Origin of the sequence: Amycolatopsis thermoflava N1165, assembly GCF_000473265.1 — a bacterium.
GTDB lineage: Bacteria > Actinomycetota > Actinomycetes > Mycobacteriales > Pseudonocardiaceae > Amycolatopsis_E > Amycolatopsis_E thermoflava.
Genome location: NZ_KI421511.1, coordinates 5,552,793 through 5,567,022, shown reverse-complemented (window position 1 = coordinate 5,567,022; position 14,230 = coordinate 5,552,793). Strand labels below are relative to the sequence as shown.

The following is a 14,230-nucleotide window of genomic DNA, read 5'->3' as shown; positions in this document are numbered from 1 at the left end:
GGCGGTTCGGTGGAAATGGGCCGGCGGTGAGGCTCGGACCGCCGGCGAGAAGGTGGGGAGTGGCGGTCGGGCTCGGTTCGGTCGGCGCCGGGGCGTTCGCGACGGGAGCGTGAGTGCGTTCGGGACGGTGGCGGCGCTGCCGATGCGTTCGGCGGTGGACCCGTCCTGCTCCGGGTCAGGAAGCGCGTTTGCGTGAACGGGCCGGCCGCGCGTCGCGGATGGCTTTTTCCAGGTCGGCGCGGTTGAGCTTCGAGCGGCCCTTGATGTCGAGTTCCCGGGCCATCTTGTCCAGCTCCGACTTGCTCAGCTCGGACAGGTCCGGCTCCGCCGCCTTCCGGGACTTCTTCGGGGCAGCCGAACCGTCCTTCCCGCCGGAGCCCTTGTGCCGCTCGACGCTGCGGGACAGCGCTTCGAACAGGTCGACCACCTTCGTCGGCTCGGCGGGCTCGTCCTCGACCGTCACCGTGCGGCCGGCCTTCTTGTCGTCGATCAGCTTCAGGACGCGCTCGTTGTACTGGTCGTGGTAGTCGTCCGGGCGCCAGTCGTCGGCCATGGAGTCCACCAGCGCGACCGCCATCTCCAGTTCACGGCCCCGCGGCTCCGCCTTCTCCGGCAGCTTCTTCAGCTCCTTCGCCGGGTTCCGCACGTCCTCGGCGAACAGCAGCGTGTCCAGCACCAGCACACCGTCGCCGGCGCGGACCGCGGCGATGTGCTCCTTGCCGCGCATCACGAAGCGCGCGATGCCGGCCTTGTTGGTGTCCGCCATGGCCTGCCTGAGCAGCCCGTACGCGCGCCCGAACTCCTCCTTCGTCGGTGCCAGCCAGTAGCTCTTCTGGAAGTACAGCGGGTCGATCTCGCCGAGGTCGACGAACGACTCGATGTCGATGGACCGGGACCGGCCGGGCGCGATCTGGTCCAGTTCCTCCTGCTCGACCAGCACGTAGTCGCCGTCGCCGAGGTCGTAGCCCTTCACGATGTCCTCGTAGGCCACCTCCTCGCCGGTCCGCTCGTTCACGCGCTTGTACCGGATCCGGTCCGACGTGCCGCGCTCGAACTGCCGGAAGTGCACGGTGTGGTCCTCGGTCGCGGAGTACAGCTCGACCGGCACCGTCACCAGGCCGAAGTTGATCGCACCGCTCCAGATCGCTCGCGCCATCACGCCTCCCGGACCACTTCGGTAGCCGATTTGTCGACACGTACGCCGGTGAACCGAGGATGCCGCAGCTTGCCGTCGCCGGTCCACTCCGAAAACCGCACCTGCACGACCACTTCCGGCTCGACCCAGCGCGGCCCGCGCTCGGGGACCGGCTCGTCGAACGGCGACCGGCGGCGCTCCAGCCCGGTCAGCGTGCCGGTCAGCTCACGCAGCGTGGCCTCGCTGTAGCCGGCGCCGACCTTGCCCGCGTACCGCAACCGGCCGCGGTCGTAGTAGCCGACCAGCAACGCGCCGAACCCGGTCCGCGCCCCGCCCGGCGCGCTGAACCCGCCGACGACGAACTCCTGTTCCTTGACGCACTTGAACTTCAGCCAGTCGGTCGTCCGCCCGGACCGGTACGGCGCGTCCGCCCGCTTGGCGATCACGCCCTCCCAGCCGCGCGCGCACGCGTGGGCGAAGTACTCCTCGCCGGAGGTGTTGCGGTGCGTGGCGTACCGCAACACCCCACCCCAGTCGAAAGCCTTGCGCAGCAACTGCTTCCGCTGCCGCAGCGGCAACCCGGTCGTGTCGTGGCCGTCGAAGGCCAGCAGGTCGAACAGGTACAGGTACACCGCGACGCCGGTGGCCTCGATGCGCCGCCGGTCGGTCAGGTGGATGCGTTGCTGCAGCCGGGCGAAGCTGGTCTGGTTGCCGTCGAAGGCGACGATCTCGCCGTCGGCGACGAACGAGGAGGCACCCGATCCGGCGAGCGCCTCCCCGAGTTCCGGGTATCCGGCGCTGATGTCGTTGTGGTTGCGCGACCACAGCACGGGCGTGCCGCCGTCGCGCGAGCAGATGGCGCGAACCCCGTCGAGCTTGCGCTCGAACAGCCAGTTCTCCCTGGAAAACGGCTGCTGGGTCAGCGTCGCCAGCATCGGCGCGCGCCACCCGGGATCAGCCATGATCGCCGGTTACCCTGCGAAGCGCTCGCAAAACCGCTGGTCACAGCTCTCCGTCCTGCTCGGTGAGCCCGTCGCGCAGTCGCTGCAGGGTGCGGGCGAGCAGCCGCGACACGTGCATCTGGGAAACCCCGATCCGCTCCGCGATCTGGGTCTGCGTCATGTTGTGCACGAACCGCAGGCCGAGGATCTTGCGCTCGCGCTCGGGCAGCTCCTGGATCAGCGGCAGCAGCGCCTCGTGGTTCTCGACGCCCTCCAGGCCGGCGTCCTCCTCACCCAGCGTGTCGCCGAGCGCGAGGTTCTCGGTGTCACCGGACAGCACCTCGTCCAGCGACATCGAGTGGTAGGCGTTGCCCGCTTCCAGGCCCTCGTATACCTCGTCCTGGCTCACGCCGAGGTGGCTCGCGATCTCGCTCGGCGTCGGCGCGCGGCCCAGCCGCTGCGCGAGCTCGGTGCTCGCGCTGGAGATCGACAGGTGCAGCTCCTTGAGCCGGCGCGGCACCCGCACCAGCCAGCCGGTGTCCCGGAAGTGGCGGCGCACCTCACCCATCACCGTCGGCACGGCGAAGGACAGGAAGTCCGAGCCGCGGCTGGCGTCGAACCGGTCCACCGCGTTGATCAACCCGACGGTGGCGACCTGGACCAGGTCCTCCTTCGCCACCCCGCGCCCGGAGAACCGCTGCGCGATGTGCTCGGCCAGGGGCAGGTGCCCCGTCACGAGCTCGTCGCGCAGGGCGGCGCGGCGGGGGTCATCGGCCGGCAGGCTCGCCAGCTCGTCGAACAGCGGGGCCAGGTGGCCGTATTCGTTCGACGATGTGGGTTGTGTCGGCTCGGTCCGGGAACCGGTCACGCGCCTGCCCCTGGGACGTCCACGACGACACGTCGCTTGGCGAGTTCGATGTCCACCTGGTGGCCCTGGCCGTTCGACTTCACGTGCGCGTCGACGGAATCCGTGAGCGTGCTCAGGACCCGCCAGCCGAACGACTTGGTGCTCGGCGCGCTGTCGTTGTCCGACAACACCGTGCCCTGGAACCGCAGTTCGTCGTCCTCGACGACGAACCGGCAGCGCATGGTGGAGCCCGGCAGTGCCCGGGTGATCAGCGTCGAGCACGCTTCGTCCACTGCCAGCCGCAGGTCGGCGATCGAGTCCAGGTCGAAGTCGGCGCGGGTGGCGAGCGTCGCCACCACCGACCGGACGATCGGCAGGTGTGCCAGGTCGGCACCGAGCCAGAGTTCGATCTCGTTCTGCGCGCGCAAGGACGGTGGCTCCCAGTCCGTCACGTTCACCTCACCGTCGTTCGAGTGTTGCTTCGGAACCATCATGCCTCGAACGAGGGAAGTTCGCTCGGTACGGTTACCGTCCGGAAGCATTCCGTAGCTGCAGTTATGGCCGTTCTCCTCACCGATGGCGCAAGATCGCGCCGAACCCCTCGACGAGCTCCTCGTCGACGTGCACCAGGTCCGCGTCCACGGCGATCGCCGCGGCGGGGACCGCCTCGTCGGCCCGGCACCGGTGGATCTCCGTGGCGCCGTAGGCCTTGAGTTCCTCCTCACCCAGCGCGATCTGCGCCGGGCTCGGACCCGTGCACACCATGTCCTCGCCCGGATCGCCGACGAGCAGAGTCTCCACATTGGCCTCGCGCAGCGCGGCCGTCACCGCCTCGAGTCCTTGCACCGCAAGGCCGTCCGGCTGGTTCAGCGCGCCGCGGAACTGCTGGACGACATCGTTCAGGCGGCTTTGCCGGACCGCTTCGGCCAGCTCGTCGGCGACGTCGGAGTGCGTGGCCTCGCGCGCGATCGACTTCGCGGCCTCGGGCAGTTCGTCGATCACGGCCTTGCGGCCTTGCACCTCGCCTGCCACCACGATCAGCTGCGCGTGCGCCTGCTCGGCCAGGCGGGCGACCACGCCCGCGATGTCGGCGACGTTGTGGCGCTTGACCTCCTCGGTGCGGTGCTGCATGCGGTGGTGCGCCTCACCGCCGCCGCGGGTGTGGTGCACCGGGTGGTCCTGGCCGCTGACCTCCTCCGCGGCCATCTCGTCGCCGTGCTCGTCGAAGGCCTTGACGGTCGCGCTCACCTGGTCGACCTCGGCGACCACGTGCGGCAGCGCCAGCTCGCCGTACCGCGCCAGCGGCAGCAGGTAGGGCAGGTCGGACACCCGGGCGATGGTGCTCGCGGGCGGGCTCGGCAGGTGCTCGTCGACCAGGACCCGTTCGCCTGCGGCCAGCAGCGCGCGGCCGCTGCGGCCGGTGGCGCGCGGGCCGTCCAGGATCGCGCTCTCCAGCGCGCTCACCGCACCGTCCGGGGCGTGCTGCGCGGTCAGCGCGTCCTTCAGCTCGCGCCACTTGAGCTCGAGCTGTTTCTCGGCGTCCTCCGTGTCGTGCGAGTCCTCGAAGTAGACGGACGTGAACGGACCGGTCGCGGTCACCAGCGGGCGCAAGGTCGTCGTGTCCATGCCCGCTTCTTACCCGTCGGTTCGCGCCGTGAAACGCCACGGTTTGATGGGGCCATGGAGTGGTGGGAGGCGTTGGTCGTGTTCCTGGCCGGGGTGTGGGCGGGCACGATCAACACGGTCGTCGGGTCCGGCACGCTCGTCACGTTCCCGGTGCTGGTCGCGCTCGGTTACTCGCCGGTGACCGCGACGACGTCGAACGCGATCGGGCTCGCGCCGGGCACGATCAGCGGCGCGATCGGCTACCGGCACGAGCTGACCGGCCAGGGCAGGCGGGTCGCGCGATACGCGGTGCCGTCGGCGCTCGGTGCGGTGTGCGGCACGGTGCTGCTGCTTTCGCTGCCGCCCAACGCGTTCGAGACGGTCGTGCCGGTGCTGGTCGGGCTCGCCGTGGTGCTGGTGATCATCCAGCCGCGGGTGTCCCTGTGGGTGGCGCGCCGCCGCGAGGCCGGGAAGGGCGGCTCGCGTGGCGGGCTCGTGTTGTTCCTGATCTTCCTGGTCGGCATTTACGGCGGGTACTTCACCGCGGCACAGGGCGTCATGCTGATGGCGTTCATGGGGATGCTGCTCACCGACCCGCTGCAGCGGCTGAACGGGATCAAGAACGTCCTCGCCGCCGTGGTCAACGTGGTCGCCGGGATCGTCTACGCGTTCATCGCCCCGGTCAGCTGGCCGGTGGTGGCGCTGCTCGCCGTCGGGTCCACCCTCGGCGGGCAGCTCGGCGCCAAGATCGGGCGCCGGCTGCCCGCGCCGGTGCTGCGCGGCGTGATCGTCGTGGTCGGCATCGCCGCGATCGTGCAGCTGGTGGTCAACGGCTGAAGCCGCGCGCCGCCTGCAGGAAGGCCTCGTTCTCCTCGCGCGTGCTGATCGTGATGCGCACGCCGTCGCCCGCGAAGGCCCGCACGACCACCTTGTTCGCCAGCGCGTGCTCGGCGAACTCGAGCGCGCGTTCGCCCAGCGGCAGCCACACGAAGTTGGCGTGCGTCTCGGGCACCTCGTAGCCGAGGGCGAGCAGTTCGTCGGCGACGCGCTGCCGCTCGGTGACGATCGCCGCGCACCGCTCGCGCATCTCGTCCTCGGCGTCGAGCGAGGCCAGCGCGGCGATCTGCGCCAGCGAGTTCACGCTGAACGGGATGTAGACCTTGCGCACCACCTCGGCCAGCTCGGCCGGGCCGACCAGGTAGCCGACGCGCAGCCCGGCCAGGCCGTAGGCCTTGGAGAAGGTCCGCAGCACCACCACGTTGTCACGGGTGCGCGCGAACTCCATCCCGTCCGGCACGTCCGGGTCGGTGACGAACTCGCGGTAGGCCTCGTCCAGCGCGACGACCACGTGCGGCGGCACCTGGTCGAGGAAGCGCACCAGCTCCTCGTGGCGGTTCGCGGTGCCCGTCGGGTTGTTCGGGTTGCAGACGAAGATCAGCTTCGTCCGCGGCGTGATGGCGGCGAGCATCGCGTCCAGGTCGTGCGTGTGCGTGGCGTCCAGCGGCACCTTCACCGACGTCGCGCCCGCGATCTGGGTGACGATCGGGTACGCCTCGAACGAGCGCCACGCGAACAGGACCTCGTCCCCGGGCGCGCACAGGGCCTGCGTGAGCTGCTGGCACAGCGCGACCGAGCCACAGCCGACCGCGACGCGCTCCACCGGGAAGTCGTACTTGCGCGCCAGGCGGTTCGCCAGCGCCGTCACACCCATGTCCGGGTAGCGGTGGACGTCCGCGGCGGCGTCGGCGATCGCGGCGCGCACGCTCGGCAGCGGGCCGCCCGGGACCTCGTTGCTGGCGAGCTTGATCGCACCCGGCACGGTCCGCCCTGCGACGTAGGCGGGCAGCGAGCCGAGATCGGGACGGGTACGCACGGACATGGCGGGCACTCCTTCGGTCGAACGCGCTGCTGCCACGTTATCCCGAACACTTGATCGCGATCGGTGTTGACTCCCGTTCACCCGGGGATGGTTGAGTAGTGCGATGACGCAGACGCACACCTCGCACTACGAGCGGACCGACGGCCGGGCGATCGAGCTGACGTTCGCCGAACCCGAGAACGTCGTCCGCGGTGGGCTCGTGGTGCTGCACGAGGTCGGCGGGATCACCGACGGGGTGCGGTTGCTGATCTCGAGCCTGGCCGCGGAGGGCTGGCTGGCCGCCGCACCGCACATCGAGGACACGCCGACGCCGGACAGCGTCCTGGCCGCCACCGACATCGCGCTGGCCTGGCTGGTCGAGCGCGGCGTGCAGGCCGATTTGCTGGGTGTCGTCGGCTTCGACCTGGGCGGCACGGCCGCGCTGCTGGTCGCCGCCAACCGGAAGCTGGGCGCGGCGGTCAGCGTCGGCGGGCACCGCGTCGCCGAGAAGCCGGGGCTGGTCGACATCGCGCGAGAGCTGGTCAGCCCGTGGCTCGGCCTGTACGGCGACGCCGGTGACGAGCTGGGCGCCGCCGAGGTCGAGAAGCTGCGCGAGGCCGCCGCCGAGGCGCGCGTGGCCACGAATGTGGTCCGCTACCCGGGCGCCAACCACCGGTTCGATGCCGACCCACAGGCCGCCGTCGAGGCCTGGCAGCGGACGTTGAGCTGGTTCGACGCCCACTTGCGTTAGGTGTGTTGCGAAGCGGCGGAGCCGCTTGTGGTGAGCGCCAACTGGCACCGCCGCGGGTTCTGAGGTGGTTCCTGGCGAGGACAGCGCCGACGTGGTGAATTGGCATTCATGAGGAGGCGATCCCACAGCCAGGGGCCGCCTCAGGTTCTGCTACCCGCACCGCTGTACAGGCTGATCGCGGCAAATTTCTAATACGCTCCCGGGGTGACCACCGATGTTGCTGACACCCCGGAAGTGTTGTGGCGGCCGGACCCGGAGCGGGTCGCCGCGAGCAGGATCCAGGCGTTCCGCGACTGGCTGCGCGCGGAGCGCGACGTGTCCCTCGACGACTACGACGAGTTGTGGCGGTTCTCCGTCGACCGGCCCGCGGACTTCTGGGGCGCGGCGGCGGAGTTCCTCGGCGTCCGCTGGCACGCCGAGCCGAGCGCGGTCCTCGGCGACGCGCGCATGCCGGGCGCGCAGTGGTTCCCCGGCGGCACCCTCAACTACACCGAGCACGCCCTGACCGGCGCAGACGACGACCTCGCGGTGATCTTCCGTCGCGAGGACGGGCTGTCCGCCCGCCTCACCTACCGCGAGCTGCGCGAACAGGTGGCCGCGGCGCGGGCTGCGCTGGTCGAGCTCGGCGTCGGCCGCGGTGACCGCGTGGTCGCGCTCGCGCCGAACTGCCCGCAGACGCTCGTCGCGTTCCTGGCCACCGCGAGCCTCGGCGCGATCTGGTCGTCCTGCTCGCCGGACTTCGGCGTCCGCGCGATCAGCGACCGGTTCACCCAGATCGAGCCGAAGGTCCTGGTCGCGATCAACGGATACGTCTACAACGGACGGTCCTTCGACGTCCGGCCGACGGTCGAGGAGCTGCGCACGCGGATCCCGTCGCTGACGGCCACCGTGCTGGTGGACTACGCCGGCGGCGGCACGGTCGACGGCGCGCTCGCCTGGGACGAGCTGCTCGACCGGCACGCCGGCGCCGAGATGGGGTACGAGCCGGTGCCGTTCGACCACCCGCTGTGGGTGCTGTACTCGTCCGGCACCACCGGGCTGCCGAAGGGCATCGTGCAGGGGCACGGCGGGATCGTGCTGGAGCACCTCAAGGCGACGGTGCTGCAGATGGACCTCGGGCCGGGCGAGAAGTTCTTCTGGTTCACCACCACCGGCTGGATGATGTGGAACTTCCTGATCGGCGGGCTGCTGGCGCGCTCGACGATCGTGATGTTCGACGGCAGCCCGGGGCATCCCGATCTGAACACGCTGTGGCGGCTGGCGGCCGAGGAGCGGATCACCTATTTCGGCACGTCCGCGCCGTTCGTGCAGAGCTGTCTCAAGGCAAAGATCCGCCCGGCCGCGTCGTTCGACCTGTCGGCGTTGCGGGCACTCGGATCGACCGGCGCGCCGCTGTCCGACGACGGCTTCCGCTGGATCGCCGACGAGGTCGGCCGGTCGGTGCAGATCTGCTCGGTGTCCGGCGGCACCGATCTGTGCGCCGCGTTCGTCGCGGCCGCGCCGGACGTGCCGGTGTGGCTGGGTGAGCTGTCCTGCCGGGCGCTCGGAGCCGCGGTGACGGCGTTCGACGAGGACGGGCGCGAGGTGGTCGACGAGGTCGGCGAGCTCGTGGTGACCAAGCCGATGCCGTCGATGCCGGTGTTCTTCTGGAACGACGAGGACGGGTCGCGACTGCGTGAGGCCTACTTCGACATGTATCCGGGCGTGTGGCGGCACGGCGACTGGATCCGGATCACGCCCCGCGGGTCGGCGGTGATCTACGGCCGCAGCGACTCGACGCTCAACCGCGGTGGCGTGCGGATGGGCACCGCCGAGTTCTACCGCATCGTCGAGGGCTTCGACGAGATCGCCGACTCGCTCGTCATCGACACCACGCGGGCCGGGAATACCGATGGTGAGCTGCTGTGTTTCGTCGTGATGGCGCCCGGGGCGGATCTTGCCGCGGTGGAGCCGGAGCTGCGCGCCCAGCTGCGGCGCGGCCTCTCGCCGCGACACGTACCCGATCGGTTCATCGAGGTGGCGGAGGTGCCCCGGACGCTGAACGGTAAGAAGTGCGAGGTGCCGGTCAAGAAGATCCTGACCGGGGTGGCGCCGGAACGGGCGGTCAGCCGGGACGCGCTCGCCAACCCGGGGGCGCTCGAACCGTTCGTCGACATGGCCAGGGGGAGTTAGGGGGCAGGGTGTCCGGGAGGGCGTTGGCCGGGGAGCGGCCGGCCGTCTGGCGCGTCACGGGCGCGGCGTCGGTCGCGGCGATCACCTGGGTGACCAGGCTGGTCGGACTGCTGGCGGTGATCTCGGTCGTCCTGCCTGCCGGGCGGCGCGGCATGCGCGGGCACGTCGCGGTGTGGCTCGGGCTGCCCCAGGATGCGACGACGGCCGCGGCCGCCGTCGTGCTGGCCGTCGGGGTGCTGCTGATCATGCTCGCGTCCGGGCTGAAGCGGCGCAAGCGCCGGGCCTGGCAGCTCGCGCTCGCCGCCAGCGTCGTGCTGGCGGTGTCGCACCTCGGGATGCAGCACGTGTTCGGCGCCGGGATGGTTGCGGTCGCGCTGGCCGTGACGCTGGTGCTGAACCGGCGGCACTTCGTCGCGTTGCCCGACCCGGTGACCGGGAAGTGGGTCGCCGTGCGGGTGTTCCTGCAGCTCCTGGTGGCCGGGTTCGTGATCAACGTCGCGCTGCTGTCGGTGGCGCCGTCCCGGTTCATGGCGCCGTTGTCGTTCCCGGACCGGATGGCCGAGGCGGCGCTGGCGCTGTTCGGCGTCAGCGGCCCGGCCGAGTTCCACGTCGAGTGGATGGACGACCTGACCGCGACGGTCGGGTTGCTGTTCGGGCTGGGCGCGGTGCTGCTCGCCGCGTACTTCCTGCTGCGCTCGGCTGAGCCGGCGCCGCACCTGAGCGAGGACGAGAAGGCCCGGCTGAAGGCGCTGCTGGACAAGCACGGCGCCCGCGACTCGCTCGGGTACTTCGCGCTGCGCGACGACAAGTTCGTGGTGTTCTCCAAGACCGGTAAGGCGGCCGTGACGTACCGGGTGATCGCCGGCGCGGCGATCGCGTCGGCCGATCCGCTTGGCGACAACGAGGCCTGGCCGGGCGCGATCGAGGAGTTCCTGGCGGTCTGCCGCCGGCACGGCTGGGTCCCGGCGGCAATGGGGTGCTCGGAGCTGGGCGCGACCGCGTGGGCCCGGTACGACCTGGACGTGCTGGAGATCGGCGACGAGGCGGTCGTCGATGCGGCCACGTTCACGCTCGAGGGCCGCGTGATGCGCGGGGTGCGCCAGGCGGTGGCGAAGACGAAGCGGGCCGGGTATGCGGTGCGCGTGCGGCGGTCGGAGGAGCTGGCCGAGGGCGAACTGGCCGAGCTGGAGGCGCTGGCGGCGAAGTGGCGGGGGAGCGACACCGAGCGCGGGTTCTCGATGGCGCTGGGCCGGATGGGCGATCCCGGGTCGGTGCTGGTGACCGCCGAGCAGGACGGTGTGGTGCGGGGGCTGCTGCAGTTCGTGCCGTGGGGCGGCGACGGGCTGTCGCTGGACGTGATGCGCCGTGATCGGACCGCGGACAACGGCATCAACGAGCTGATGATCTCGGAGCTGCTGCTGGCCGCGAAGGATTACGGTGTGAGGTACGTCTCGCTGAACTTCGCCGCGTTCCGGAAGCTGTTGGAGCAGGGCAGGCGGATCGGGGCGGGTCCCGTGGCCCGCGCCTCGGCGAAGGTACTGGGATGGATGTCACACTGGGTGCAGATCGAGACGCTGTACCGGTTCAACGCCAAGTTCCAGCCGGCGTGGGTGCCGAGGTACCTGGTGTACCCGGGCGTGCGCGAACTGCCACGGGTCGGGGTGGCCGTCTTCGAGGCCGAAGGCTTGGCCGGACGTTCCCCCAGGTTGCGGCGGTTGTTGCGGAGATGAGGGGGTCCTTTGCCGACGCTCTGAGGGGCTGTGTACGCTATCTCAGCAGTGGTCGTGATCCGGGAGGCTTCGCCTAGTCTGGTCTATGGCGCCGCACTGCTAATGCGGTTGGGGGTAACCCCCCCTCCCGGGTTCAAATCCCGGAGCCTCCGCAAGGCACTCGGACCCCGAGTGCTAGAGTGAAAACTGAACAAGCGCCCGTAGCTCAACGGATAGAGCATCTGACTACGGATCAGAAGGTTAGGGGTTCGAATCCCTTCGGGCGCGCGTCTGGTTGAGACAGCAAGACCAAGAAACCCCCTGGTGACAGGGGGTTTCTTGCTGTTCCGGGTAGATCAAGGTGGAAGGCGTCTCAGGCCGGGTTGCCAAGTTATCGCCAACTTTGCCTCACGACGCCGGTTTGTCGACGATCACGACGTTGAGAGCATTCGCGCTCGCCCGGGTGGTTTGCCCGCGGCCCATGTAGTTGTTCAGGGTCATGGACGGGTGCGAGTGCCCCAAGACGTCTGCGATCTGCCGGGCGGTGAGGCCGGCTTCATCGAGGAGGGTCCCGACCGTCTTGCGGAACGTGTGGAAAGTGACCCACTCGTACCCCGCCCGCTCTCGGAAGGGCACCCAGTAGCGGTTGGTCAGGTTCGAGGCGTTGATGTAGCCGCCCTGGCTGTTCGGGAAGATCGGCTTGTCGGGGTCGACCACCCCGACCTTGGCCTGTCGCTCCTTCAGCATCTCCACGCACCAGGCCGGTAGCGGGATCGTGCGGTTCGAAGTCTCCGACTTTCCGCGGTTCCGAATGGTGCCTTTGCCGCGGACCTGGACGATGTTGCCCGTCATCGTCAGGCTCTCCGCCTCAGGATCGAAGTCCGACCAGTGCGCCCCCAGCGCCTCGCCTCGCCGTTCACCCGTAGCGATGAAGAATCGCACCAGGTCCGGCAGATCTCGGGTCCGAGCCTCCTCATCCGAGTCCAGCTTGGCGAGGAAGTCGATGACTTGATCGGCCGTCAGTGCTTTGGCCTTCTGCTTCTTGTTCTTCGCCCTGCGCTCGGTCAGGGGAGCGATCTCCCGGGCTGGGTTCCGCTCGATCGCGCCGGCCTGCACGGCGAAGGTCATCACGTTGCTGATCACCGCCTTGGTGTGCTTCGCGAGGCTCAGGCTGTGGGCTTTGAGCTTGGCCTGGCACAGCGCGTTGACCACGGGCGTCTTGACCTCGAACAGCCGGAGGTTGCCCAGGCGCGGCAGCACGTGATTGCGCAGGTGATCACTGTATGTGTCCACGGATGTGAGGGAGTAGATCCCGTTTTCAGCATCCGTCCGGTACTCGGCGAGCCACTGTTCCGCTGCCTCCGAGAACCGGCTGTGTCCGGTCAGTCCAGCCCCCGGAGCGTGCGACACGAAGTCCTTCATCGCATCGCGGACTGCTTGCTTGGCCTTCTCCTTCGTGCCGGCGCGACGTCGGACGTCCGAGTAGGTGCCGTCCTCGTGGCGGTAGCGGCAGCGAGCTTCCCACGACTTGCCCACCTGCTTGACCTTGATTTCCCCGTGGCTGCCCGGGGATAGCGGGAGACGGCCCATCACGCGGCTCCCTGCTGCTCGATCCAGGCGTCCACGTCCTCCTGCCGGTAGCGGACGTACTTGCCCATGCGGATGCCGTCCGGGCCGTAGCCCTTGCTGCGCCACTGGTAGAGGGTGCCTTTGGGGATGCCGAGGTAGTCGGACAAGTCCTCGATGGACAGGAGTTTGCGGGTCATGGCTGGTCCTCCTTTTTGGTCGCACGGTTGGTTCGTTTGCGCTGGTAGATGGCTTCGGCGAGTTCGCGTTCGGCGTCGTCGGCGTGGCCGTTGCCGGTGTAGTTCCAGTGGTTGATCACGACCACGGAGCCGGGTTCGACGCCGAGGGCTTGTAGGGCGGCGTGGTGCTGGAAGGTGCGGCGGTCGCCGCGGAGCTGGGTGAAGGTGAGCGAGTAGCGCTGGCTTTTGGTGAGGAAGTGGCCGCGGAAGCCGAGCATGTGTGCCCAGCGGCGCAGGAAGGCCAAGTCCTCGTTGCCGCCGAGCTGCCAGGCCGCGCGGATCATGCGCTTGTGGTGCGGGTGCACGTTGAGGTGCTCGATGTGGCGTTCGGAGTGCACCCGCCGGTCGGGGGTTTCGCTGGTGGAGGTGCCCTTGGTGGCGTACTTAGCGATGTAGCCGGCCAGCGCCTGATCGCTGAAGTTGCCGTGCCCGTCCTCGACCTCACCGGGCCGGCGGATCACCCGGACGTCGAGTTGCTGGCCCCAGGTGAAGGTGTGCTCTTCGGTCCGGCCGTCGAGGTCGAGGGTCTTGGTGACCTGCGCGGTCTGCGCCGCAGCGCGGACGGCGTGGTCGAGCAGGTCGGTGTCGGCCCACTCGGGTGCCGGGTCGTGCGGTCCGTCCGGGCCGTCGAGGCGGATCACGGCGTGGAAGTGCACGAGCCCGCGGCGCTGGTACTCGGCGACCTTGGCGTAGGACAGGCGAGCATGCCGGGGGAAGTCCTTGACCCGGATGCCGGCCGCGGTGGCGAGTTCGCGGCGCAGGCGGATGGTGAAGCGGTGCCACAGTTCCCCGGCGTGGCCCTGCCAGAGCACCGCGCCGCGGTAGTCGTAGGCGTCGGGGTCGATCGCGGTGCCCAGGCGGGGGTCGTCGGGGTGGTGGAAGGTGCCGCACGAGCACGGCCGCGGCTTGCCGTGCCGGGTTGTCGGCCGAGTGTGCACCGCGCCGAAGCTGGGAGCAGTCAGGGTGACAAACAGGCGCGGCTTGTCGGCCACCTCAGCCGGGATCGACTTGCCTCCGGCGACTCCGGCGCGGATGAGCTGGAAGGCGTCCCCGGCGTAGCGGTCGGAGCAGGCCGGGCAGACCGAGGCGCGGCGGTTGCCGCAGGGGGCGTAGATCGTGCCCGAGTGCCGGTCCAGGACAGCACCCGTGGTGCGGTCGATGAGTTTGCGGTAGCCGGAGAGGTGGACGGGTTTGAGGCATCCACCGGTGGCCTCGACCCGTGCCCGCCAGCGCCGGTAGTCCGGGGCAGTGAGCCGCTGCTGGATGCGGGCGGCGAGGTCAACGTTGAGGGATGCATGGGGCATGGACAGCCTCCAGAGGTCGTGCAGACGTGAGGAAGGGCGAGCCAGCGGCGACGGGGTGCCGGTGGCCCGCCCTTCGTGGTGCGTGGCGCGGTTAGCGCCGAGC

At 69.9% G+C, this 14,230-nt stretch carries 13 protein-coding genes and 2 tRNA genes; 6 read left to right on the top strand and 9 right to left on the bottom strand.

Annotated elements, in window-relative coordinates:
• Positions 1 to 175: 175 nt before the first annotated feature.
• From ku to AMYTH_RS0127395, 5 genes are all read right to left on the bottom strand, one after another.
• On the bottom strand, positions 176 to 1,156 hold the full coding sequence (ku, locus tag AMYTH_RS0127415) for a non-homologous end joining protein Ku (RefSeq protein WP_027932950.1): 981 nt from the start codon (positions 1,154 to 1,156) through the stop codon (positions 176 to 178).
• Positions 1,156 to 2,097 carry a non-homologous end-joining DNA ligase gene (ligD, locus tag AMYTH_RS0127410; RefSeq protein ID WP_027932949.1) on the bottom strand — a complete coding sequence of 314 codons (942 nt, stop codon included), beginning with the start codon at positions 2,095 to 2,097 and terminating at the stop codon, positions 1,156 to 1,158. Before ligD ends, ku begins: the two co-directional genes overlap by 1 nt.
• Before the next feature lie 40 nt (positions 2,098 to 2,137).
• The gene (locus tag AMYTH_RS0127405; protein WP_027932948.1) at positions 2,138 to 2,944 is read right to left on the bottom strand and encodes a SigB/SigF/SigG family RNA polymerase sigma factor; all 807 of its coding nucleotides are present in this window, start codon (positions 2,942 to 2,944) and stop codon (positions 2,138 to 2,140) included.
• Positions 2,941 to 3,375, bottom strand: coding sequence for an ATP-binding protein (locus AMYTH_RS0127400; protein ID WP_026153703.1), 435 nt, complete (start codon positions 3,373 to 3,375; stop codon positions 2,941 to 2,943). Before AMYTH_RS0127400 ends, AMYTH_RS0127405 begins: the two co-directional genes overlap by 4 nt.
• A gap of 118 nt (positions 3,376 to 3,493) precedes the next feature.
• Positions 3,494 to 4,549, bottom strand: coding sequence for an Rv2629 family ribosome hibernation factor (locus AMYTH_RS0127395; protein WP_027932947.1), 1,056 nt, complete (start codon positions 4,547 to 4,549; stop codon positions 3,494 to 3,496).
• 54 nt (positions 4,550 to 4,603) lie between these two features.
• Here AMYTH_RS0127395 and AMYTH_RS0127390 point away from each other — a divergent pair, with 54 nt between their 5' ends.
• Entirely contained in the window at positions 4,604 to 5,365 is a 762-nt protein-coding gene (locus AMYTH_RS0127390) for a sulfite exporter TauE/SafE family protein (protein ID WP_027932946.1), read from the top strand.
• Here the strand turns inward: AMYTH_RS0127390 and hisC are convergent.
• On the bottom strand, positions 5,355 to 6,407 hold the full coding sequence (gene hisC / locus AMYTH_RS0127385) for a histidinol-phosphate transaminase (protein ID WP_027932945.1): 1,053 nt from the start codon (positions 6,405 to 6,407) through the stop codon (positions 5,355 to 5,357). The genes AMYTH_RS0127390 and hisC overlap by 11 nt on opposite strands.
• 103 nt (positions 6,408 to 6,510) lie before the next feature.
• On the opposite strand from hisC, the gene AMYTH_RS0127380 reads away from it, so the two are divergent.
• The 5 genes from AMYTH_RS0127380 (at position 6,511) to AMYTH_RS0127360 (ending at position 11,306) form a co-directional block, all read left to right on the top strand.
• Positions 6,511 to 7,137 carry a dienelactone hydrolase family protein gene (locus AMYTH_RS0127380; protein ID WP_027932944.1) on the top strand — a complete coding sequence of 209 codons (627 nt, stop codon included), beginning with the start codon at positions 6,511 to 6,513 and terminating at the stop codon, positions 7,135 to 7,137.
• Between the two features lie 204 nt (positions 7,138 to 7,341).
• A complete protein-coding gene (locus AMYTH_RS0127375) occupies positions 7,342 to 9,309 on the top strand; it encodes an acetoacetate--CoA ligase (protein WP_228684981.1) in 1,968 nt (655 codons plus the stop codon).
• Positions 9,310 to 9,332: 23 nt separating this feature from the next.
• Positions 9,333 to 11,039, top strand: coding sequence for a phosphatidylglycerol lysyltransferase domain-containing protein (locus tag AMYTH_RS0127370; RefSeq protein WP_027932942.1), 1,707 nt, complete (start codon positions 9,333 to 9,335; stop codon positions 11,037 to 11,039).
• A gap of 62 nt (positions 11,040 to 11,101) precedes the next feature.
• A tRNA-Ser gene (locus AMYTH_RS0127365) sits at positions 11,102 to 11,191 on the top strand.
• A 42-nt stretch (positions 11,192 to 11,233) separates the two neighbouring features.
• Positions 11,234 to 11,306, top strand: a tRNA-Arg gene (locus AMYTH_RS0127360).
• Positions 11,307 to 11,426: 120 nt separating this feature from the next.
• Here AMYTH_RS0127360 and AMYTH_RS0127355 read toward each other — a convergent pair.
• Genes AMYTH_RS0127355 through AMYTH_RS0127345 form a run of 3 tightly spaced genes read right to left on the bottom strand, consistent with a single transcriptional unit; the run spans position 11,427 to position 14,127 of the window.
• Entirely contained in the window at positions 11,427 to 12,608 is a 1,182-nt protein-coding gene (locus tag AMYTH_RS0127355) for a tyrosine-type recombinase/integrase (RefSeq protein ID WP_037322716.1), read from the bottom strand.
• A complete protein-coding gene (locus AMYTH_RS0127350) occupies positions 12,608 to 12,784 on the bottom strand; it encodes a helix-turn-helix transcriptional regulator (protein ID WP_020416502.1) in 177 nt (58 codons plus the stop codon). Before AMYTH_RS0127350 ends, AMYTH_RS0127355 begins: the two co-directional genes overlap by 1 nt.
• A complete protein-coding gene (locus tag AMYTH_RS0127345) occupies positions 12,781 to 14,127 on the bottom strand; it encodes a replication initiator (RefSeq protein ID WP_027932940.1) in 1,347 nt (448 codons plus the stop codon). The genes AMYTH_RS0127350 and AMYTH_RS0127345 overlap by 4 nt, the downstream gene beginning before the upstream one ends.
• Positions 14,128 to 14,230 lie beyond the last annotated feature (103 nt).